This is a genomic window from Parageobacillus sp. VR-IP, from assembly GCF_013357975.1.
GTDB lineage: Bacteria > Bacillota > Bacilli > Bacillales > Anoxybacillaceae > Saccharococcus > Saccharococcus caldoxylosilyticus.
In genome coordinates this window covers 787,026-808,979 of sequence record NZ_JABVYQ010000001.1, presented here as the reverse complement: position 1 = coordinate 808,979, position 21,954 = coordinate 787,026, and the positions used below count along the sequence as shown (strand labels likewise).

The 21,954-nt window shown below is 42.0% G+C and carries 19 protein-coding genes and 2 pseudogenes; 8 read left to right on the top strand and 13 right to left on the bottom strand.

What is annotated here, in order from left to right:
* Positions 1–195: 195 nt before the first annotated feature.
* Both HT574_RS20630 and HT574_RS19765 read right to left on the bottom strand, forming a co-directional pair.
* Positions 196–333, bottom strand: coding sequence for a hypothetical protein (locus HT574_RS20630; protein ID WP_175243567.1), 138 nt, complete (start codon positions 331–333; stop codon positions 196–198).
* 42 nt (positions 334–375) lie between these two features.
* A complete protein-coding gene (locus HT574_RS19765; RefSeq protein ID WP_175243566.1) occupies positions 376–702 on the bottom strand; it encodes a hypothetical protein in 327 nt (108 codons plus the stop codon).
* Positions 703–741: 39 nt separating this feature from the next.
* On the opposite strand from HT574_RS19765, the gene HT574_RS19760 reads away from it, so the two are divergent.
* From HT574_RS19760 to HT574_RS04185, 4 genes and pseudogenes are all read left to right on the top strand, one after another.
* Positions 742–906: a hypothetical protein gene (locus tag HT574_RS19760; protein WP_175243565.1), complete on the top strand. Its 165-nt coding sequence runs from the start codon at positions 742–744 to the stop codon at positions 904–906.
* Between the two features lie 444 nt (positions 907–1,350).
* On the top strand, positions 1,351–3,681 hold the full coding sequence (gene helD, locus HT574_RS04195) for an RNA polymerase recycling motor HelD (RefSeq protein ID WP_175243564.1): 2,331 nt from the start codon (positions 1,351–1,353) through the stop codon (positions 3,679–3,681).
* Positions 3,682–4,047: 366 nt separating this feature from the next.
* Positions 4,048–4,363, top strand: a pseudogene (locus tag HT574_RS04190) (tyrosine-type recombinase/integrase); the annotation flags it as partial.
* Between the two features lie 630 nt (positions 4,364–4,993).
* Positions 4,994–5,386 carry a phosphate-starvation-inducible PsiE family protein gene (locus tag HT574_RS04185; RefSeq protein WP_175243563.1) on the top strand — a complete coding sequence of 131 codons (393 nt, stop codon included), beginning with the start codon at positions 4,994–4,996 and terminating at the stop codon, positions 5,384–5,386.
* A gap of 392 nt (positions 5,387–5,778) precedes the next feature.
* On the opposite strand, the gene HT574_RS04180 is transcribed toward HT574_RS04185, so the two are convergent.
* Complete coding sequence (locus tag HT574_RS04180; protein ID WP_175243562.1) at positions 5,779–6,834, bottom strand: zinc-dependent alcohol dehydrogenase family protein; 1,056 nt, start codon at positions 6,832–6,834, stop codon at positions 5,779–5,781.
* Positions 6,835–7,127: 293 nt separating this feature from the next.
* Between HT574_RS04180 and HT574_RS19755 the strand changes: the two genes are divergently transcribed.
* Both HT574_RS19755 and HT574_RS04175 read left to right on the top strand, forming a co-directional pair.
* Positions 7,128–7,367 (top strand): Y-family DNA polymerase, encoded by a 240-nt coding sequence (locus HT574_RS19755; protein ID WP_309138270.1) that lies wholly within the window; start codon positions 7,128–7,130, stop codon positions 7,365–7,367.
* A complete protein-coding gene (locus HT574_RS04175; protein WP_254698555.1) occupies positions 7,330–7,902 on the top strand; it encodes a Y-family DNA polymerase in 573 nt (190 codons plus the stop codon). Before HT574_RS19755 ends, HT574_RS04175 begins: the two co-directional genes overlap by 38 nt.
* A 175-nt stretch (positions 7,903–8,077) precedes the next feature.
* Here HT574_RS04175 and HT574_RS04170 read toward each other — a convergent pair whose 3' ends face one another.
* The 6 genes from HT574_RS04170 to HT574_RS04145 form a co-directional block, all read right to left on the bottom strand.
* Positions 8,078–8,311, bottom strand: coding sequence for a hypothetical protein (locus tag HT574_RS04170; RefSeq protein WP_017436163.1), 234 nt, complete (start codon positions 8,309–8,311; stop codon positions 8,078–8,080).
* 93 nt (positions 8,312–8,404) lie between these two features.
* Positions 8,405–8,638 (bottom strand): hypothetical protein, encoded by a 234-nt coding sequence (locus tag HT574_RS04165; protein ID WP_081162288.1) that lies wholly within the window; start codon positions 8,636–8,638, stop codon positions 8,405–8,407.
* Between the two features lie 196 nt (positions 8,639–8,834).
* Positions 8,835–10,253 carry a dihydropyrimidinase gene (gene hydA, locus HT574_RS04160; RefSeq protein ID WP_175243561.1) on the bottom strand — a complete coding sequence of 473 codons (1,419 nt, stop codon included), beginning with the start codon at positions 10,251–10,253 and terminating at the stop codon, positions 8,835–8,837.
* A 27-nt stretch (positions 10,254–10,280) separates the two neighbouring features.
* The gene (gene preA / locus HT574_RS04155; RefSeq protein WP_175243560.1) at positions 10,281–11,564 is read right to left on the bottom strand and encodes an NAD-dependent dihydropyrimidine dehydrogenase subunit PreA; all 1,284 of its coding nucleotides are present in this window, start codon (positions 11,562–11,564) and stop codon (positions 10,281–10,283) included.
* A gap of 32 nt (positions 11,565–11,596) precedes the next feature.
* On the bottom strand, positions 11,597–12,952 hold the full coding sequence (locus tag HT574_RS04150) for an NAD(P)-dependent oxidoreductase (protein ID WP_175243559.1): 1,356 nt from the start codon (positions 12,950–12,952) through the stop codon (positions 11,597–11,599).
* Positions 12,953–13,018: 66 nt separating this feature from the next.
* Positions 13,019–13,909, bottom strand: coding sequence for a nitrilase-related carbon-nitrogen hydrolase (locus HT574_RS04145; RefSeq protein WP_175243558.1), 891 nt, complete (start codon positions 13,907–13,909; stop codon positions 13,019–13,021).
* Positions 13,910–14,540: 631 nt separating this feature from the next.
* Between HT574_RS04145 and gabP the strand changes: the two genes are divergently transcribed.
* Together gabP and HT574_RS04135 are read left to right on the top strand one after the other, a co-directional pair.
* Entirely contained in the window at positions 14,541–15,938 is a 1,398-nt protein-coding gene (gabP, locus tag HT574_RS04140; RefSeq protein WP_081162780.1) for a GABA permease, read from the top strand.
* Between the two features lie 225 nt (positions 15,939–16,163).
* Positions 16,164–16,298 (top strand): annotated as a pseudogene (locus HT574_RS04135) (IS3 family transposase); the annotation flags it as partial.
* An 850-nt stretch (positions 16,299–17,148) separates the two neighbouring features.
* Here the strand turns inward: HT574_RS04135 and HT574_RS04130 are convergent.
* From HT574_RS04130 to HT574_RS04115, 4 genes are all read right to left on the bottom strand, one after another.
* A complete protein-coding gene (locus HT574_RS04130; protein ID WP_175243557.1) occupies positions 17,149–18,594 on the bottom strand; it encodes an aldehyde dehydrogenase family protein in 1,446 nt (481 codons plus the stop codon).
* Between the two features lie 221 nt (positions 18,595–18,815).
* On the bottom strand, positions 18,816–19,562 hold the full coding sequence (locus tag HT574_RS04125; protein WP_175243789.1) for an SDR family NAD(P)-dependent oxidoreductase: 747 nt from the start codon (positions 19,560–19,562) through the stop codon (positions 18,816–18,818).
* Between the two features lie 26 nt (positions 19,563–19,588).
* Positions 19,589–20,662, bottom strand: a complete 1,074-nt coding sequence (locus tag HT574_RS04120) for a tartrate dehydrogenase (protein WP_175243556.1) — start codon at positions 20,660–20,662, stop codon at positions 19,589–19,591.
* Between the two features lie 3 nt (positions 20,663–20,665).
* Positions 20,666–21,895, bottom strand: a complete 1,230-nt coding sequence (locus HT574_RS04115; protein WP_175243555.1) for a M20 family metallopeptidase — start codon at positions 21,893–21,895, stop codon at positions 20,666–20,668.
* Between the last annotated feature and the right edge of the window lie 59 nt (positions 21,896–21,954).

Sequence of the window (21,954 nt, the reverse complement as noted above, 5' to 3'; positions counted from 1 at the left end):
ACCCGTCCGAAGAAAGTTGTCTTCTTTGGCTCGATTCATGCATCGGAAGTCTTCCCAGTCGATTCGGTAAGCAACATTGGCTTTTCGACCGATGGGGCAGTCCAACCCTTCTACTACTTCTTGCTTACGCAATCTGTAGATACGTCAGCTTCGTTTGTACGTTCCAGTGTTTGAAGGCGCCGCGCAGCGCCTTGCCTAAGATATTTCGCGCTCCATGAACGTCCGGATGCTCCTTGTACCCACACCGGCACACAAACTGTCGGGAAGATGCTTTTTTCTCTTTTGGCAGACAGGACAGGTCTGGCTGGTATATGACTCTTTGATTTCATGCAAGCGAGTGCCATGTTGGACCAGCTTATAAGCGTAGATACTGCTTCACTTTCCCGAATGACCAATTCGAGAGTTTCTGTGCTTGTTTCCGGCTGGCTCGTTTTCACAAAACGCGCCGATGGTGTGCACTTCTCCAAGATCGACTCCGACCGATGAACCCGGTTTGTACGCTGTTGCCTTTTGCCCATCCTCATGCATCACAGCCAAATAAAGACCTTGATCAAAGCAGCATTCGATTTCTTTGATCGTTCCCTTTGGCAGATGCGACGCATACACGATAATCGGCTTTTCCCGTTTTCCATGATGAATACCCATGGAGAGTTCAATTTTTCCGTTTTCGTAAACCTTGGAACCGTCTTTCGCCCATTTCATTGGGAAGTACTTCTTTTTCTTGTAGGGATAACGGACAGCATGTCCTTGTTGGATCGCGTGATGTGCGGCTTGTCTTGCGAAGAGGTATTGGTGGCAGACGGCTTGAATCGATTGGCTGTGAAGATGGAACTTTCTTTTCGTTTGTTTTTACAGCTTGCTTTTGGTGATCCAGCCCCCATGCTGGAGGAAGTGTTCTTTGGCTAAGCGGAAGCATTCATTCCAAACACGGGCGGATTCCCGATTGCAGGCGTACAAGCGATCCAAATCCGCTTTCATTGCCTGAAAGAACACTTTTTACCCACGAAGCATGAGCATTTCCTTTTTCTTTGTTTGATAGATGGCCTGGTTATAGCACGTATGTTTGTTTTTAGGAATCAAAAATTTCCCGATTCATCTCCCTCCTTCACTCCGTTTAGGGGAAGGGAGACTTCTCGGGAAAACTGTTAAATTTGCAACAAGTACGATCCATCATAACAGCTGTAGTATTAAATACATTGATAAAATTATTGATAAAATAGAGAAACTATGATAAATTAGTGTAGAAACACGTTTTTATTATCTATATAATATAATATCCCTATTTTAATTATACAACATAATCCCCCTTCAGTCAACCCCAATTTTTATTTTTTTAAAGGAGTGATTGAAATGACAGAACTTCGGCAAGAGCAAGAACGATTAAACAGCATAATGGAGATTATTGCGGAGCAAATCCGCATGTTGGAAGACGAAACCCTCCGGCGTCGGAAAGAAGTGATTGATATCCGCAAACACTTTTGGGATGACATCAAGGTTAATATAGATACTTTCGACGATTTTCTTGAGACGATCATCAGCTTGAGACAACAGGCTCAGCTCCTGTCCGTAAGCCAAAGCACCCACAGGCACGCCTTCAAGAGGTTGTCTACGCTGCGCCGCATGCGGGAGGTGCCTTATTTCGGCCGAATCGATTTCACTGAAGAAGGAACTTCAACTGCTGAACGAATCTATATCGGCATCTCCACGCTCACAGATACAAGCGGAGAGAACATCCTTATCTACGACTGGCGGGCGTCGATCTCGAGTATCTACTACGATTACTCTCCCGGTCCGGCCGAATATGTTACGCCCGAAGGCGTAATCCGTGGCATGCTGGAGAAAAAGTGGCAATATATCATCCGCGACGGCGTTATCAAATCGATGTTCGATACCAGTCTCACCATTGGAGACGAGATTTTAAAGCAGGTGCTTGGCAAAGTCTCAGACAAACATATGCACAACATAGTGGCCACCATTCAACGGGAACAAAACCGGATCATCCGGCACGATCGCGGGCGGCTGCTCATTGTTCAAGGCCCCGCTGGCAGCGGCAAGACATCGGCCGCCCTGCAGCGGATCGCTTACTTGCTCTACAAGTATCGGGATAGGCTGACAGCCGATCAAATTATTCTATTTTCACCTAATTCGATGTTTAACAGCTACGTATCCAATGTGTTGCCCGAACTCGGCGAAGAGAATATGCTGCAGGTCACATTTCAAGAATACTTGGACCATCGGCTAGGCAACGAATTTCAAGTAGAGAGTCCTTACGAGCAATTGGAATATGTGTTGACTGCATCGGATGACCCTTCATATCGGACTAGGACTGCGAGTATCCGATTCAAGGCATCGACCCGTTTTTTTGAGGCGATCAAAAAATACAGCCAGTCGCTAGAATTATCCGGCATGCTATTCAAAGATATTATTTTTAGAGGAAAGCCGATCATCACCGCCAAACAAATCGAGGAAAGGTTTTATAGTAGCGACACCTCGCTCCGCTTTCACAACAGACTTAAGAAGTTGAGAGATTGGCTAAACAGGCAATTAGATGAAGCCGAGAAGCTTGAACGGACCAAGCCATGGGTACAGGAAGAAATCGAGCTGCTTAGCAACGAGGATTACCAAAAGGTTTATACCCACTTACGGAAAAAACGCGGCTTTAAAGGAGAATCATTTGGTGATTATGAGAAAGCGCTCGTTCGATTGATCGTTCGCCAGAAGATGAAGCCGTTGCGCAAACAGATCCGGGCGCTTCGTTTCATCGACATGAAGGGAATATACAAGCAACTTTTCGCCGATCCAACGCGGATCAAACAGTGGATGGAGGTGGAAACACCCGAAGAGTGGGAGGATATTTGCCGATTGACTGTGAAAATGCTAGACGAAGGCAAACTGTTTTACGAGGATGCTACTCCGTTTTTATTTTTGAAAGAGCTGATTCAAGGCTTTCAGACGAATAGCTCGATCAAACACGTGCTTGTAGACGAAGCGCAAGATTATTCTCCATTTCAATTCGAGTTTTTGAAACGTTTGTTCCCTTCGGCAAGGATGACCGTGCTCGGTGACTTTAACCAGGCGATATTCACCCATGCCAGCGAAACGGTCGATTTTCACACACTTACTAGCTTATACGGGCCTGATGAAACGGATGTGATAACCTTGACCCGCAGCTACAGATCCACAAGACAGATCGTCGAATTTACGCGCAGACTCGTGCCCGGCGGCGAACGGATTACCGCTTTTGAACGCGACGGCGATAGGCCTGTGCTGACAAGAGTGTCCAATCAAGCCGAACTGCACCGCTGCATTGCTTCCAAAGTCGCTGACTTGCGGAATCGGGGGTATAATACGATCGCGATTATATGCAAATCTGCTGCAGAAAGTACCGCCGCATACGAAGCACTGAGCAACGTCGAAGAAATTAAGCTCGTGAAGAGCGGATCTACCGAATATGAACAAGGTGTTGTCGTCATACCGGCGTATTTGGCCAAGGGCATCGAATTCGACGCCGTCATCATTTATAACGCATCGGCGCAAGTATATGGCGATGAGAGCCTGCGTAGATTGTTCTACACCGCCTGCACCCGAGCTATGCATTACTTGCAGCTTTACAGTGTAGGCGAACCGAGCCCCTTTTTGCGCAGCGTTGAGCCGGGGAGTTTACTTCTGATCCAGAGTTAACACGGGACTGGTCTGGAGTCTTAATTGTGCGAAGACAGGTAGAAGGGTGCGGAACGAAGTGGAGCATACGAAGTATCAAGCGATTCGCTGACGGCTTGCAGAAAGCCCAATGACTTAGCAAGCTTTAAAAGCTGTACTTTTTTAGGCTTGGTTAGCCGACTTGGCTTCCCCAAGCCGTCCCTTTACGCACCTAACAAGCAAAAATGATAATGGGGGAGGCAAAGGAAGGAGCGTCCCCGGGAAGAAGGTCAAAAATAAGATACCTTAAAAAACGGCTTCTCAGATTGGCGTACTATTATACACAATTCAAAATGACGTTTTTATATATACTCGTCCCCCTGATATTTCAAGGGGGACGATTTCACTGAGAAGTTTGAAATGTTCCGCGCAGAAATGGCGAAAAAGAAACCGCATGTGGCCGCATCGCCATACGTCTTTTATAGCCAGCGCTCGCCGAATTTTTCGGTCCGGGGCATTCAGCGAATAATTGAAAGCTACAGCTTACCAAACAAAAAGCTCACGCCCCATATGTTTTGGAAGTGGATGTTAAAGGCGACGAACAACGATATCGAGAAAGTACGGAGACTTGCGGGCCACAGCAATATCGCCACAACCTCCAGATACTTAAAAAGACAGCTATAGCGATCTGGCGGATGCCGTGAAGGCGTTGCCAAAGTTTTGAGAGTTATGAATGAAAAAATCTTAACACCATTGAAGACAATATTATTTTTAGGCGAAGAAAACAACCATCAATATAAGATTGATGACAAAAATATAACCACACTTTTATATAACAATAGTTGCGTATATATATCTGTTATAATACAATACTAACAAGGATAAATATTCGGAAAATCCTTTTGAAGGTTCGTTCGACTTGAATGAGCGTCTTGTATCCGGTTACCACGTCGACTGAGGTCAAGTCGGTATTCGTCTTAATCAGGAACTTCCCATCCCGTAACACCTCCTTGGCTAATGCTGCTTCATTGCGATGAAACGTTAAGGTTTGCCCATCATAATCGACCTCGAAATGGGCTTGCATGTTCTTTTTGGGCCAGGATTTCCGCGACCTTTACGATGGTATTTTCGGATCGGGTTTTCTCCCCCGTTTACCAGGTTTGACGAGACGTTCAGCATAGTGCTCTTTTAAATTTTAGAGACGCGGTTTGTGACCCCAAAAATGGTCCTTAACTTCCAAAGGTGAGTTATAATCCTCATTTCAAATCCTCATTTCTCACTTTTTGAATTCGTTGATATACTCTTATAATTCCTATATAAAAATTAAGGAATTAAAGAAAGCGAGGTAATGGAGATGAATGTAAAATCCCTCGAACAAGTATTTACCCAGACGGTAAAATTTTTCGAATGGCTGCTAGCGGGAATCATTATTGTAGCGGTAATTGCAGAAGGAACAATGCTCGTCCATGACCTATTCAGCTACATCATGGAAGGAGAAATCATGGAGAAATTTCAAGATTTTTTAGCTCATGCACTCTTGTATATTATTGGATTAGAGGTCGCACTTATGCTCATCAAGCACGATATGACACTCGTCATGGATATAATCATTTTTGCCATTGCCCGTAAGATGATCATCTTGAATGTGCATATGTGGGAGATTCTAGTCGGAATCTTAGCCATCTTTATCCTCTACTACCTTAAATGTTACGGACTGAGTTGCCGCTTTTTCCCCAACCGATCTTAATTTTTAACAATGTGAGAGTCAATTTCATAATTTAATTTTTTCACAGCGTAAACGTTCCGAATTCATGGGGTCCAATTTTTTTGACATAAGCTATGGGTTTTCTCGCTCACTTTTTATAAGATTGATTGTAAAAAACAAAAGGGGCTGACCCATAAATGTCTGACACACGCGCGTTTCACATGCTTATGTACTATATATTGCGTGTAGGGTCAGACATTTTGCTTTTGATTCAGCCTCTTTTTGAACAAATGGATTTATTCATTTTTCTGAAGCTCTATCGGCCTGTCTCTTTCTTGAGGTGATTGTATTATTTCTTGCTTCATTTTGTAACCGCTTTAATCCTAGCATCTAGAAAAACGTTTCTTCTCTCTGCCTTCATTTTTCAGTTGCTGTTAGAAACGGTTAATCACAATGGATCCCAACGTACCATATTGAGACATCGATTCAAGCACTCCGCCTGCTTCTTCAAGAGAAATCGTTTTGGATATCAATTTTTCTGGATGCAGCTTCCCACTTTCCACCATTGCTAATAAATCATTATATCGATGCGCTTGCATACCAAGCGATCCTCTAATTTGCAGCTCTTTTGCTACAATTAAATCCGTCGGAAGGGCGATCATTCCACCCTCTTCTTGCGTCGTCAATCCAACTTGCACATGTGTTCCACGGTTTCGCAAGCTAAGAATCGCATTTCGGCATGTTTCGGCAATACCAAGTGCATCCAACGTAATGTCGCTGCCGCCTTTAGTAATTTCCATGACTGCTTCGACAGGATTGTCCCTTCTTGAGTTTACCGTTGCAAAAGCACCTAGTTCTTTCGCTTTTTCCAGTTTGGCATCATCAATATCAACGGCGATGACCCTGGCTCCAAGCGCATTGGCGATTTGAATCGCGGCTAAACCAACGCCGCCTGCACCGTAAACAGTAAAGAAATCACCTGCTTGCACCCCTGATTGATCGGCAACCGCATGAAAACTCGTCATAAACCGGCACCCGAGGGAGGCAGCTGTGGTAAAGTCGATAGAATCAGGCAAATGAACTAGATTTTGATCTGCGAACGGCACCTTCGTATATTGGGCATAAGACCCTTTACAAGAAAATCCGAAGACTACCAAGTTTTCACATACGTTTTGGTGCCCTGTTTGGCAATACTCGCAGCTTCCACACCCTAGGCTAAAAGGAACTACAACGCGATCTCCTTTTTTGAAGCGCTTAACATCTTTTCCGACTTCTTCAATAACGCCCGCAAACTCATGCCCGAGAATATGAGGAAGTTCAGGCTTCAATCCGATCCATTCCCAATCTCCGACCCATGCATGCCAGTCGCTTCGGCAGACCCCGTTTGCCTCCACCTTTACAATGACATCATTTGGACCACAATCTGGATCTTGAAAGTTTTCATGAATGACTAGTGGTTTGTTAAAGTCTTCCATAACTGCTGCTTTCATCAACTATCTCTCCCTTGTCAGTTTTGTAAGTTAAGTTAAATACAGTATTATGTTATATTTAAAATTCTAGGAATATTGTGATGTATATCACTACAGTTCAGATTTTCATCTTTCCATCAAAGTCAACAAGCTGTAAAGACCGGAACAATCTGGTCTTTTTATTTTTGTCTAACAACTCCTTTTCCTTATTTATCTCCCTACTTTTCCCAGTTTACGCTTGACTTTTTTAATCAAAATAAAAACATATATTCGCGAATAGGACGTATGTTCTTAAAAAGGAGCCCTTCGCGTCGATGCCGCTTGATATTTCTTGTCTGCCTTTATGTATCGATATGAAGAGTTTCTACGCCAGTTGCGAATGTGTCGATCATGGACTGGATCCTCTCGAGGATTATGTCGTCGTTGTCTCTGATAAAAATCGAAGCGGGAGCGTGGTTCTGGCCGCATCTCCAAAAATGAAGCAAGATTACGGAATCAGAACAGGAAGCCGTCTATATGGAAGTGCCTTGCCGTCGCCATATCCATATTTTTAACGCCCGCATGAAGCGATATTTAGAAATCAGTGTGCAAATGACAGAACTGTTTTCCACCTTCGTCCCTTTTGAAGCGATTCTCACGTACAGCGTTGATGAGAGCTGGCTAACCCTAGACGGTACGGAAAAACTACATGGATCTCCCGTGGAAGCAGCCCAAAAAATACGCAGCGCAATCTGGAATCAATTCGGTCTGCCATCTTGCATTGGCATCGGCCCGAACCGTTTCAACAGCAAAGTCGTACTGGATGTATACGCCAAAAAGCAAGGTATCGCGGAATGTACACCAAACAAGTTATGGCTGGTTCCGTTACGGGAAGTCTGGGGCATTGGCAGCCGAATGGAGAAACATCTGAACAATATGGAAATGTATACGCTTGGAGGCGTGGCAAACAGTTCCCTGGATCGTTTATGGAAGCGTTTTGGCGTAATAGGAGAACAGCTTTACTATCCCGCTTTGGGAATTGACTTAAGTTCTCCTTTTATCGACGCAAGGAACTTCCTTCAAAAAAGTTTATCAAGACCCAAATTATAAAAAGTTATGAACCTCTTCCGCCTACACTCCGTTAAGAGGTGGGAGACTTCTCGGTAAATATGTTAAAAAAATAAAGGAGAACACATTTTAGTCATGTATTAATATGTGTCCTCCTTTATTTTTAGAGATTTTTTATGATTTAGATCTTGATAAGACGAACTCACTCCCTTTTTAATTATTCATTAACCGGAATATATACTTGAATTTCTTTTATCATTTGTTGAAATTGTTCCTCATCTTGGAAATAGTCACTGCGCCAATTATCCATAATCCATTTCACAAGCTCTTGTGGAGTATCAAAAAATTCCCCGCTCGTATCCGCTTTTCGGATCGTGTATCGGCCGTTGTCTTCATCGATGGTCACTTCACACGGAAAAGCACCATCTTTCGCTTTTAAATAAAATTCCACAGTAATTCTTCCTTCCTGTTTTTGTTGATATTTTTTAATATTCATAAATTTATGCTCATACCTTGGGGCAATTGCTCTTATTTATCGATAAAACTACTTTGCTTGTTTCATTTGACGGATTAATAGGGATGAAAAATACTTGCGGGCATCCGCATTTTGAATATGCAATATTTGTGTCGTGTCCTTTTTTCCTGAAGAGTCTGGCATTTTTAATTCGAATTCGACGAAAGCCCCGCTTAAATTTTCTCTCACATTTTTGATATAGTATCCTTGTTGAATCAAATAGTCAATTTTATCCCTTTCTGCCAAAAATTCTTGATAGGACATCTGATTACCACCTCCTAATAAAAATGAACCGTTTTCTTCCAAACATTTGCTTGCCTTTTTTCTCCTAAATATTGTGAATAAGATTCCAAACGATAGTGATTTTTGAAGATCTACTATCGCTTAGAACGGGATAAGGCTAAGCTAAAAAAATTGGGGTGATATATGTTACATTTTTGAAGCCGTTTTAGAAGGCAAGTTAAATGGTTAATTCCTCGCTCTGTTTGGAAATAGTCGAGGTTCCGTATTTTGCACGTTTTAAATATTGTCCGTACCCTGGTTTCCCGACAAATTGTTTATCACGAACGACAAATTCGCCTCTACATAAAACCGATACCGGTTCACCCGTTACTTTCATTCCTTCGAATGCATTGTAATCAACGGCCATATGGTGTGTTTCGACCGAAATCACCCGTTCGATATTCGGGTCAAAAATGACTAAATCCGCGTCTGAGCCTACCGCAATGGTTCCTTTTTTCGGGAATAACCCGAACAATTTGGCAATTCTTGTCGACACAATGTCGACAAATTGATTTAACGTGATTCTTCCTTTCTTTACTCCTTCACTGAAGAGAATGCTAACCCGATCCTCAATGATCGGTCCGCCATTTGGAATTTTCGTAAAATCTCCTCTGCCAAGTTCTTTTTGGCCTTTAAAGTCAAACGAACATTGGTCAGATCCCAGCGTTTGCAGCTGGCCGTTTTTCAATGCATTCCACAATACCTCTTGATGCCATTTTTCACGAAGCGGTGGAGACCAAACATATTTCGCGCCTTCAAAATTAGGCTTTTCTAAATACGATTGGTCGAGAACAAGATATTGCGGACACGTTTCTCCCCATACATCCAATCCTTTATCGCGCGCCTCAGCAATTTTTTCAACCGCTTGCGCACACGTCACGTGAACGACGTAAAGCTGTGAACCGGCAAGCTCGGTTAATTGACATGCGCGCCCTGTCGCTTCTCCTTCCAATTCTGGAGGTCTTGTTAATGCATGGTAAATCGGATCCGTATTCCCCTCCGCAAGCGCTTTCTTCGTTAAATAATCAATCACATCACCATTTTCCGCATGCACCATCACGAGCGCTCCAAGTTCTTTGGCGGCCACCAGCGTACGGTATAACGTTCCATCATCTGCCTGAAATACGTTTTTATACGCCATAAACACTTTAAATGATGTAATTCCTTCTTCTTCAATGACTTTCGGCAGCTCTTCCAATACTTCATCCGTAATTTCACTAATCATTAAATGAAAGCCGTAATCAATAACCGCTTTTCCCCTCGCTTTGTTATGCCAAGTTTCAATCGCTTTTTTCAGTGGTTCCCCTTTGTTCGTTAAACAAAAGTCGATGATGGTCGTTGTCCCGCCAAATGCCGCCGCAATCGTCCCGGATTCGAAATCATCCTTTGTCACCGTACCCCCAAACGGCATATCCAAATGCGTATGTGGATCAATGCCGCCTGGAAATACGTAACAACCTTTTGCATCAATCACTTCGGCGCCTTTTTCCTCTAAATTTTGGCCAATCATCGCAATTTTCCCGTCTTTAATCAGCAAGTCCGCTTCATACGTATCCGTTGCGGTAACAATTGTTCCGTTTTTTATAATTTTTGTCATTTCTACGTCCTCCTTTGATTGAAAAGATTATTTTACGTCAACATTACAGCTGCTAAGTCCGCTAATGGCTGCTTGTCGCTCATTCCATGTCATCGGTGGATGTTCGCTTGGTATTTCGACCATGTCAATCGCGCCATCCACCGGACAGACGATCGAACATAAATTGCATCCTACGCAATCTTCTTCGCGCACTTTTAAATACTCTTTTCCATTTTCATCCGTTAAACGATCGATGCATTGATGAGAAGCATCTTCACACGAGATATAACATTTATTACAATTAATGCAAACATCGGTATTAATGCGGGCAACCACTTTATAATTAAGGTCGAGGTCCCCCCAATTGGAGTATTTATGAACCGACTTCCCAACAATATCCATAACGGAAGCAATTCCCTTTTCATCCAAGTAATGGTTCAGTCCTTCAATCATATCTTCAATAATACGGAAGCCGTGATGCATGACAGCCGTACATACTTGCACCCCGGTTGCCCCCATAAGCATAAATTCCACTGCGTCCTTCCAGCTGGATATGCCGCCTATGCCGGAAATCGGCACATGAATACGCGGATGCCGGGCGCATTCTGCAACCATGTTCAAAGCGATTGGTTTCACCGCCGGGCCGCAATAGCCTCCATGCGCTCCCTTCCCCGCTACATGCGGAATGGTATTCCACGTGTCCAGGTCAACTCCCATTAAGCTATTGATGGTATTGATCATGCTGATGGCATCGGCTCCGCCCTGAACAGCCGCTTCAGCTGTCGCCGTGATATCTGTAATATTAGGAGTCAGCTTAACGATGACAGGCGTCTGAGCCACCTCTTTCACCCAATAGGTTTGCTTTTCCACGAGCTCAGGCACTTGCCCGGAAGCCGACCCCATTCCCCGTTCGGCCATTCCGTGCGGGCAGCCAAAATTCAGTTCAAGCCCGTCTACGCCCACATCTTCCACTCTTTTCACAATTTCATGCCATTTTTCCCTTTTTGGTTCGACCATAAGGGATGCCACCACGGCTCGATCTGGAAAACGCTTTTTGGTTTCATAGATTTCTTTTAAATTCACTTCAAGGGGACGGTCCGTAATCAACTCGATATTGTTAAAGCCCATCACACGCTGTCCATTAAAGCTTACAGCCGCAAACCGGGATGATACGTTTAAAATCGGTTCACCGAGCGTTTTCCAAACCGCTCCGCCCCAACCAGCCTCAAACGCTCTTTGCACTTGATAACCGGAGTTGGTTGGAGGCGCAGAAGCGAGCCAAAATGGATTGGGAGACTTTATTCCCGCTAAATTAATGCTTAAATCTGCCATTTTCTTGCCCTCCTCCGTTAAAAATGACAATATCAGGCAGTTTCACTTACTGCTTTTGTTAAATATTCATGTATCGCGTAGGCTGCCTCTTTTCCTTGCTGCGCAGCAGTGACAACCATCGCTTCGCCTTGTCCTTTCGCAAAAATGACATCACCACAAGCAAAAACTTTTTGATTGGATGTTTGATAGTTTTCCGGATTGACTTTTACCACACCATCATCATGCTCTAATCCAAATTCCTGAATGAGATCAAGGTGCCGCGTCTGGCCGATTGCTTTAATAACTACATCGACTCGCATCGTAAACTCGGATCCCTCAATGGGAACAGGACGACGGCGTCCATCTGCATCCGATTCTCCTAACTTCATACGAACACATTCGATATGGGTCACTTTTCCGTTTTCATCACCAATAATCCGCTTCGGTGCAGTTAACCAGCGAAACTCGACGCCGTCTTGCTTCGCAAACTCGTATTCAAAATCGTACGCGGTCATTTCCTCTTTTGTACGGCGATATAAAATTTTTACATTTTCCGCTCCTAAACGCACCGAACAAGTTGCGCCGTCAATCGCAGTGTTTCCAGCACCGATGACGACCACTCTTTTCCCCACTAGCTTGTCAGTCAATGGGTTTGTTTTCGTTTCTTTAATAAATTCAATGGCATCATACACTCCGTCCAAGTCTTCTCCTTCAATCCCTAACATTGGAACTTTCCCCATGCCGACAGCCAACACGACTACATCGTAATGATCTAAAAGCTCCTTAGCGGAAATATCTTTTCCTACCTTCGTATTGGTGCGAATTTGTACCCCTAAACTTTTGACTTGATTCACTTCCCAAAACGATATTTTTTGCGGAAGCCGGAAGGAAACGATGCCATAGGTATTCAGTCCCCCTGCTTCTTTTTCCGCTTCAAAAATGGTGACCGTATATCCTATTCGGGCCAATTCTCTAGCGGCAGATAATCCAGCTGGACCGCCGCCGACAACAGCCACTGTTTTTCCGTTTTTCTTTCCAGCCTGAAACAATACTTCTTCATTCCAAATGGCCCAGTCTGTCGCATATCGTTGCAGTTTTCCAATCATGATAGGCTTGGTGGAATGATTCAGAACACAAGCACCTTCACATAACTCCTCCGTCGGGCATACCCTTGCACAGCTGGCGCCAACAGGATTGGACAACATAATGGTTTTTGCCGATCCTTTTAAGTTTCCCGACGCAATTTTCTTGATAAAAGTCGGAATATCAATCCCTGTAGGACAAGCTTTTATACAGGGCGCATCATAACAATATAAACATCGGTTGGCTTCTTCTATCGCTTCTCGATCGGTTAACCCCGGTTCTACTTCTTGGAAGTTCTTCTCCAAATCAGAGAGAGATAGGTTCATCGCGAACAACCTCCTTTTTCATTTTAAAAAAGGGAATAGAGTAAAACCCTAATCCCTTTTTACGCTTTATGGCAGTAATGCTGTCATTTCGTTGTAAGTTTCCGGACGGCGGTCTCTATAAAACTGCCACGTATCACGAACTTCGCGAATCATCTTTTTGTCCATCACACCGATGACGACTTCATCTTTGTCACGGCTTCCCATCGCAACAAAGTTGCCTCTTGGATCGACTAAATAAGACTGACCATAAAATTCTCCCATGTTCCATGGGGCTTCATATCCGACCCGGTTGATGGCAGCGACATAATATCCGTTTGCCACTGCATGGGCAGGTTGCTCCAGCTTCCATAAGTATTCGGAAAGACCAGCTACCGTCGCTGAAGGGTTAAAAACAATTTCAGCACCTTTTAAGCCTAAAATTCTTGCCCCTTCTGGGAAGTGGCGGTCATAACAAATGTAAACGCCTACTTTGGCAAATGCCGTATCAAATACCGGGTATCCTAAATTCCCTGGTTTGAAATAAAATTTTTCCCAAAATCCACATCCTTCGTTGCCTACGCCAACATGCGGAATATGCTGTTTTCGATATTTTCCTAAGTATGTGCCGTCTGCATCAATGACAGCGGCTGTATTATAATAAGTAGCGATTCCCTCTCTTTCATAAATTGGCAGAATAATGACCACACCTAATTGTTTTGCCAGTTCTTGAAATCTTTTCGTCGTTGGTCCATTCGGAATTTCTTCCGCAGCATCATACCATTTTGTATTTTGCTCCGCACAAAAATATGGACCGTAGAAAATTTCTTGCAAACAGATGATTTGCGCTCCCCGGTCTTTTGCCTCTTGCACCAATTTTATATGTTTTTCAATCGCCTTTTCTTTATGGACTTCCACCGGCTCATCCCCATGGACATCATGTGACGCTTGAATAAGACCGATTGTTACTTGATCAGCCACCTCTCCATCCCTCGCTTTTCTATATTTTCAAACCTACTAAAAGCAAGCATTTTCCATAGTATAAAACACCAAAAAGACAACACCTCCCTATCCTGATTGATATAAGACCCAAGAATCCGAACTTTAAGAATATTTTATCTATAGTAAATAAGCTTTTCATTATACACTTTGTTAAATAAGTAGAGGGGTTTGTTTTTCATTATGTAAAAATATACTATGAACATAATTGACATTACCGCATTCGTTTGCGATCAATATGTAGAGTCTTGAGGAAAGGAAATAAAAGACAAGAGAACACGTTATCCTATTTAAATAACTCTGTTGATTTTGAATAAATCTAACAGTTGTTTTGTAATAAACTATTTCAAGGTAATAACAAAGCTATGCAAATTTTGATTTGTCGTGAAGTTGATGAAACCATTAAGATACACAGGCTCATACAAAGCACGGCTATTCCAGTTCTAGACCAAAAAGCATTGAGTATTTTACAAATCGTCAAATGGATGGCCTGTTTTTGTTTACACTTTGCCTAATGATATGTAATCACTTTCTAACATAAACTAAGTATAAAAACATTTATCTAATTATTCAGATAATTTTTAACAAACCATTTTCCAAGGAGGGGATTTTCTTGGCAAAACAGGATACAGGGCTACAAAAAGGGTTAAAGGAACGCCACATGACAATGATCGCAATAGCTGGGGTTATAGGGGCCGGACTTTTTGTGGGAAGCGGCGCAGTCATTCATTCTACAGGCCCTGGGGCCATTGTTTCCTATGCATTAGCCGGCTGCTTAGTAGTTCTTGTGATGAGAATGTTAGGAGAAATGGCTGCAGCTAATCCTACTAGCGGCTCTTTTTCGGCATATGCACACGATGCCATTGGGCCTTGGGCCGGATTTACCATCGGATGGTTATATTGGTTCTTCTGGGTAATCGTTATTGCTATCGAAGCAAATGCCGGTGCTGCTATCATTCAATATTGGTTTAATAGTATTCCAATATGGCTGTTAAGTTTAATTCTCACCATATTGTTAACGCTTACAAATATTTGGTCGGTTAAATCATATGGGGAATTTGAATACTGGTTTGCGTTAATTAAAGTAGCGAGCATCATTTTGTTTTTAATGATCGGGGTCGCTTTCATATTTGGACTTTATCCAAACAGCAGCCCAATTGGGTTGAAAAATCTAATCGGTAATGGCGGATTTATGCCGCATGGCATCAGTTCCATCCTTTTAGGAATTGTCGTTGTTATTTTTTCCTTTGTTGGAACAGAAATCGTTACGATTGCCGCCGGAGAATCCCCTGAACCGCAGAAAGCAGTAACTAGAGCGATTAAGTCCGTCCTATGGAGAATCCTAGTTTTTTATATTGGCTCGATCGCTGTAGTAGTAACTTTATTGCCTTGGAACTCAGCAAACGTTTTAAAAAGCCCCTTTGTTGCGGTGCTAGAGCACGTTGGCATACCAGCCGCCGCACAAATCATGAATTTTATTGTATTAACAGCCGTTTTATCTTGTCTAAATTCAGGGCTATATACCACCTCAAGAATGCTTTATTCCCTAGCGGAAAAAGGAGAAGCGCCAAGACGATTCCTCAAACTAAACAAAAACGGTGTACCCGCTCAAGCCGTTATTGCCAGCACATTCTTTGGGTACATAGCGGTGATCATGAATTACATTTCCCCAGATAAAGTGTTTTTATTTCTCGTTAACTCCTCAGGCGCTATTGCCCTGCTTGTATATTTAGTTATTGCGGTTTCACAATTGCGTATGCGAAAAAAACTTGAACAAAGCAATCCTGAAGCATTAAAGATAAAAATGTGGTTATTCCCGTATCTAACTTATTTGACTATCTTGGCTTTATTAGTAATCCTTATCTCCATGTTATTTATCAAAACGATGGTTTCCCAATTACTGTTGACACTCTTAATCACGGCCGTAGTGATGATTTCTTATTTCGCATTTGCCAAAAAACGCTTAAAAAGCGGCTATAACAAACAAATAGCACCGCTAGCGAAAGACTAATATAGCACTGACTAAGCCATTCACCTGATGAGAAGAGCATAGTAATATCGAAAAGAATCCGTAATCTATATTATTAGGACCGTTTATTTCCTTAAAAATCACTATTTCACCATTTTCCCAAGGCAATATATCCTCTACAAGCAGGCAGCGAAAAAAGAGGACATTCGATATGATGTCCTCAACAGTCTGCTTGGGAGGGGTTTTTTATGGCGAAGAAAGAACAAACTAGTGCGCCCAAAAACGATCGAACAGGCATATCAGGCGATGGAAGAGTATATTCGTTTTTATAATCACAGCCGTTTCCAAGAAAAGCGGAACGGCCTTTCCCCGGTTGAATATCGGGAAAAGGCCGCAGCTTGATATACTCTTTTTTCCTTGTCTACTTGACAGGGATATGTGCAAATCCGCATGGATGGCTCTCTTTTTTCAAACCTCTTTATTCCCCCATCGTTTCCACACTGGAAACAGGGCAAGGACACATCTTCATAAGCTCTTGTTTTTCACCAACATGAGTACAAAGTTTTTCAAGCTACATTGTCGTTTATTTCCATGATGGTCCAAAAGGCAGATTTTAATCCTCTAAGCGAGGTCGGTCTTTTAAAAGAATACGTTGACGGGCAGGATAACATTGCGGAGGGGTCGTAGTTTTAATCCTCTAAACGAGGTCAGTCTTTTAAAAGAACACCTTCATTTTACCGTTGATTCTCTAGGGAGGCAAGGGGCGGTTTTGCACACCCCCAAGAACCCTGCAAAAAATAAATTGTTGTTATGTAAACTAGAATGTTTGAACGAAATAGTCAAACGTCCAATCCCTTGATATATCAACATCACGCTTTACTCTACGAAGGCAAAATGGCGCTGCACACTTATGTCCTTTTTTGGTCGTTTTTGGACCGTGCAGAAGTGATGTTGATGCAGTTTTTAAGAATGGCAGTAGCCGTATTGGAGAAAATGTTCTTTCGCCAACCGAAGACGTTCGTTCCAAAGACGGGCAAGATTCCCGATTGCAAGCGTACAAGCGGTCCAAATCCATCTTCAATGCCTGAAAGAACACTTTTTGGCCACGAAGTATGAGTATTTCCTTGCCAGTTTCGATAGTCTCAAATGGTACTAGACCGAATTTTCTTGATGATACACTTGTGGTTATTGGTACGTTTAAACAATAGGAGTTAATCAGCTCCACAGATACAAAAATATTTAGTGAGTAAACCTAGTCATAGTATTTTAAAGCTACATTTTTTAACTGTGTATAATTTTTTAACGCCTCTAGGCCTTTTTCTCTCCCAAACCCACTTCTTTTATATCCACCGAAAGGCATTTGAATGCCTCCTCCTGCCCCATAATTATTGATAAAGACCTGCCCAGATTGAATTCTTTCTGCGATGCGATGGGCTCTCTTCACATCTGATGTCCAAATGCCTGTAACAAGACCAAATTTGGTCCCGTTAGCAATTTGAATGGCCTCCTCTTCCGATTCGAAAGTAAGGACCGTTAACACAGGTCCAAAAATTTCTTCCTGAGCTAATGGACTATTCGGATCCACTTCATCAACAATGGTAGGCTGTACATAATATCCTTTCTCATTACCTGGAATAATTACTTGTTGTCCCCCTACAAGTATCTTCCCTTCTCTCTCTGCCATTAAAAGAAATTTCTGTATTTTATCAAACTGTTTTTTTGAAATAATAGGTCCGATATCAAAGTCCTCTATACCTGGACCAATTGTAATGTTTTTAAACCTTTCTATTAAAGCTTCTATAAATGAATCTTTGATCGATTTTTCGATAATTAACCTAGAACCAGCAGAGCAAGTTTGGCCAGCATTTTGTACAATTGACTTGACTATCCAATGCAAAGCTTCCTCTTTGTCACAATCTGAAAATACGATATTTGGAGATTTCCCGCCTAGTTCCAACGTAACAGGAATGACGTTTTTGGCCGCTGCTTGCATAACAGATACTCCTGTTTCCACTGATCCAGTAAATGTCACATGGTCAATATTTGGATGGGATACCAAGGCTGCTCCTGCTTCATGTCCAAATCCCGTTACAACGTTAAATATTCCTTTTGGAAGATTTACTTCGTCAAAAAGCTCTGCTAGCTTTAACGCTGTTAGAGGAGCGTCCTCAGCTGGTTTCATGACAACAGTATTGCCTGCCGCAATTGCTGCTGCGGCACTTCTTGAGGAAATTTGAATAGGATAATTCCATGGAATAATATGTACTGTAACACCAAGCGGTTCGCGAATGGTATAATCTAATATTCCTGGTTCAACTGGAATGGTTTCACCCATTATTTTATCGGCAACCCCTCCATAAAACTCAAAATATCGTGCTGCTGCTTCCACATCTGCATATGACTGAGACAAAGGCTTTCCAACATCTAATGTTTCTAATAGTGCCAATTCATCTTTACACTCACGTATTCTTTTAGCCATCTCAAGTAAAATATAACCCCGTTCATACGGTTTAATGTTCCTCCATTGCTGAGACTCAAACGCTTTTCGCGCAGCTTCAACTGCTTGATTTACGTCTTCATTATTGCCACGGGGAACTTGAGCAATTGGCTCATAGTTTGCAGGATTGAAAATGGTTATTATCTCTTTCGATTTACTGTCGACCCATTTTCCGTCTATATACATTTTTAGTTTTCTCATGTCCATCCCCCTTCTTACTGTAACAATGATCATTTCAATCCCCTATAATCATGTCAAAATACAGTGCAACTGCTAGTGAAGTAATCATTTCAACACATCAATAGAGTATTTCCCCCTCTATATGAAACATTTTCCATGAATATCTATTTGCTTATATGCAATAGTTTTATATGTTGCCACGATACTAAACTAATAGACATAAATTGCCGCAATGTTGTTAATTATATACCGCGTCCACCATCGACATGAATAACGCTCCCCGTAATCATATGTGCCTCATCTGAACAAAGATATAAAGCTGTACTCGCTACATCCTCTGGTTGGATTAATTCCCCTAACGGAATACTATTTCTAAATGTTTCCTCTTTTATCAAATTAACATCAGATCCAAAAGCTACAAATTCTCCTAACATATCAGTATCACACGGTCCTGGATGAATCACATTGACTCTAATTTGATAAGGAGCGAGTTCAAGAGCTAAAGCTTTAGAAAAAGATACAACTGCACCTTTAGAAGCTATGTAGGATTGCAATCCTGGTCTTGGTCGGACGACAGAAATGGAGGCAACATTAACAATTGATCCTTTGGCTCGTGTATCTTTCATAATCTGAACAGCTTCTTTACAAAGCAAAAATAAGGAAGTAGAATTTGTATTCAAAATCTTCAGCCATTTATTTAAAGAAACTTGTTCGATTGGTTCAGCTTTTTGTGCTATCCCTACAAAGTTTACAAGTGCGTCTATTTTGCCAAATCGATTTCGAATCTCTTTAAATACTTCCTTTACTTTTTCTTCATTTGTTACGTCTACAGCAAATGGATAAAAGTGATCCGCTGTCTCTGGTACACCTTTAGGATAAAGATCGAGAGCCACAACGTGAGCTCCCTCATCTAAAAAGCGTTTCACAGCAGCTTTCCCCATACCTCCTGCTGCACCTGTAACAATGACTACTTTGTTCAGAAAGCGCATATACAATCGATCTCACCTCACCGTCTCTAGCTCATTATTTTGACCATTTGTCGAACAATTTCTTCTCCCATTTCAATTGTCGTTGAATTACCGCCAAGATCAGGTGTCAATTTTTCTCCGTGTTCTGTTACCTTTTCAATTGCTTTTAAGATAATTCTAGCTAAATCTCCTCTGCCAAAAGATTGAAGCATTAGTGCTGTTGACCAAATCTGGGCAATCGGATTCGCTTTTCCTTTCCCTGCAATGTCAGGTGCCGACCCATGTACTGGCTCAAACATCGATGGAAATACACCTTCAGGATTTATATTAGCGGAAGGTGATATACCTAGTCCTCCTACTAAAGCAGAACCTAAATCTGAAAGGATATCCCCAAATAAATTAGAGGCAACAATAACTTGCAGGGTATCGGGTCTTTGAACAAAATATGCAGCTAAAGCATCAATATAGTACTTTTCTAATTGAATATCTGGATATTGGTTGGCAACATGCTCGATAACCTCGTCCCATAATTTCATCGAGTGAACTACCGCATTCGATTTGGTTGCATTTATGACTTTTTGATAACCATGTTTTTTAGCATATTGAAATGCATATCTCGCTATTCGCTCTGTTCCTTTTCTCGTGATAATTGTATTTTGAACAGCTATTTCTTGTTCGGTACCCTGATATATTCTTCCTCCACTATTAGAATATTCTCCCTCTGCATTTTCTCTTACTATTACAAAATCGATAGGTCGATCTTGATTCATAAATGGCCCAGGAATTCCCTTAAGTTTTTTCACAGGCCGAAGATTCACATATTGGCAAAACCTTTTGCGTATTGGCATAATTAATTCCCAGACAGATATATCATCAGGTACACGTGGGTCTCCGATAGCTCCGAACAAGATTGCGTCATAATTCTTTAATATATCTAGACCGTTTTCTGGCATCATTCTTCCATGCTCTAAGTAATACTCTGAATTCCATAAAAAAATATCTGCATGAAATTGAAATGTAGAATCTTTATCTTTGAGTATCCGTAAAACTTTTAATGCCTCGTTCATTACTTCAGGACCGATTCCATCACCTGGAAGAACGGCTATTCGAAACTCCCTCATCCTTTAAACCTCTTCGTTTAAGAACAGCAAAGCCGCTGTTCTATAGATTTCAGTTGTTTCAGCAAGTTCGTCAATATCTACGTACTCATCAATTTGATGCGGAATTTCACGGTCCCCTGCTCCAATAGTTACAATAGGTATGCCTTCCAGGTGTAAAAAGGTACCATCAGTCGCTCCGGGTACACCATTGTAATAAGGTTTTTTCTTAGTTACTCTTTTCACTGCTTCTGCCACTGCCTTTACAATTGGATCATCTTTACTCGTTTTCGTCCATGGTCTATTTTCAATTACTTCAAATTCCCCTTTAAAATCTGGATCTTCCTTAGCTAATCTTTCAAAGATGTGCTGAATTTCTTTACAGAGCTCTTCATGATCCTGTCCCGGGATCGTTCGTATATCAAGCGTTGTCATACATTGATCAGGAATTACATTAATTTGAGCATCGCCACAGACAGGTGCTTTCAAAATTGTTGGAGTAATACTTGGCCAACCAAGCAATGGATGTTTTCCCAATCTTTCTTTTTCTCGTTTCTCCAGTTGTTCTAACTCACATATTAATCTCGCCATTCTTGTATTTGGATTTATACCACTTAAAGGAATTGCTCCATGTGCCATCTTTCCATATACACGAATAACAATCCTCATCGCTCCTTTTTGCGCAATACATACTTGATTTTCTTCCGGTTCACAAATAATCGCTCCATCAACTCCTTTTGCCCAGCCCCTTCGGATAAAGTGTTTAATCCCTATCATCATTCCTTCTTCATCACAAGGAATGCAAAGTATAATTTTTCCTTTCCATTGTTCTTTATCCCTCAATAAAGAATGAACAGCAGTGATCATGCAAGCTAAATTTCCTTTTGTGTCATTTGTGCCTCTTCCGTATATTCTCCCATTAACAACTTCGGCTCCGAAAGGATCGTAAGTCCATGCACTTCTGTCTCCTTCTGTTACTACATCCGTATGTCCTTCAAAAAGGAGAGTTTTCCCAGGTTTCCCAGAGTCGACAATACCGATAACGTTAGGACGTCCCGGTTCTACTTCCTCTATATGCACCTCAACTCCCATCTGTTTTAAATAATTCGCTACATATTGGGCAACTTTTTGTTCATTCCCATTAGGGTCTCCCGGCCGATAAACACTTGGAATTCGCACAAGTGCTTGTGTAAGCTTAACTACTTCCTCCCTATCGCGAAGAAGACGAAGTTTAGAATCTGTAACGTAGTTATTCATGAATTAAACCTCCTTTGTGATATGATTTAACTTAATAACCTACTTGTGTATTTGTTCTG

Bases quoted from the DNA above. Each gene is read 5' to 3' on its own strand.
- HT574_RS19765 (WP_175243566.1), bottom strand. From the start codon at position 702: ATGAAATGGGCGAAAGACGGTTCCAAGGTTTACGAAAACGGAAAAATT.
- HT574_RS19760 (WP_175243565.1), top strand. From the start codon at position 742: ATGTCCTTGTTGGATCGCGTGATGTGCGGCTTGTCTTGCGAAGAGGTA.
- helD (WP_175243564.1), top strand. From the start codon at position 1,351: ATGACAGAACTTCGGCAAGAGCAAGAACGATTAAACAGCATAATGGAG.
- HT574_RS04185 (WP_175243563.1), top strand. From the start codon at position 4,994: ATGAATGTAAAATCCCTCGAACAAGTATTTACCCAGACGGTAAAATTT.
- HT574_RS04180 (WP_175243562.1), bottom strand. From the start codon at position 6,834: ATGAAAGCAGCAGTTATGGAAGACTTTAACAAACCACTAGTCATTCAT.
- HT574_RS19755 (WP_309138270.1), top strand. From the start codon at position 7,128: ATGCCGCTTGATATTTCTTGTCTGCCTTTATGTATCGATATGAAGAGT.
- HT574_RS04175 (WP_254698555.1), top strand. From the start codon at position 7,330: ATGGAAGTGCCTTGCCGTCGCCATATCCATATTTTTAACGCCCGCATG.
- HT574_RS04165 (WP_081162288.1), bottom strand. From the start codon at position 8,638: ATGTCCTATCAAGAATTTTTGGCAGAAAGGGATAAAATTGACTATTTG.
- hydA (WP_175243561.1), bottom strand. From the start codon at position 10,253: ATGACAAAAATTATAAAAAACGGAACAATTGTTACCGCAACGGATACG.
- preA (WP_175243560.1), bottom strand. From the start codon at position 11,564: ATGGCAGATTTAAGCATTAATTTAGCGGGAATAAAGTCTCCCAATCCA.
- HT574_RS04150 (WP_175243559.1), bottom strand. From the start codon at position 12,952: ATGAACCTATCTCTCTCTGATTTGGAGAAGAACTTCCAAGAAGTAGAA.
- HT574_RS04130 (WP_175243557.1), bottom strand. From the start codon at position 18,594: ATGAGAAAACTAAAAATGTATATAGACGGAAAATGGGTCGACAGTAAA.
- HT574_RS04125 (WP_175243789.1), bottom strand. From the start codon at position 19,562: ATGCGCTTTCTGAACAAAGTAGTCATTGTTACAGGTGCAGCAGGAGGT.
- HT574_RS04120 (WP_175243556.1), bottom strand. From the start codon at position 20,662: ATGAGGGAGTTTCGAATAGCCGTTCTTCCAGGTGATGGAATCGGTCCT.
- HT574_RS04115 (WP_175243555.1), bottom strand. From the start codon at position 21,895: ATGAATAACTACGTTACAGATTCTAAACTTCGTCTTCTTCGCGATAGG.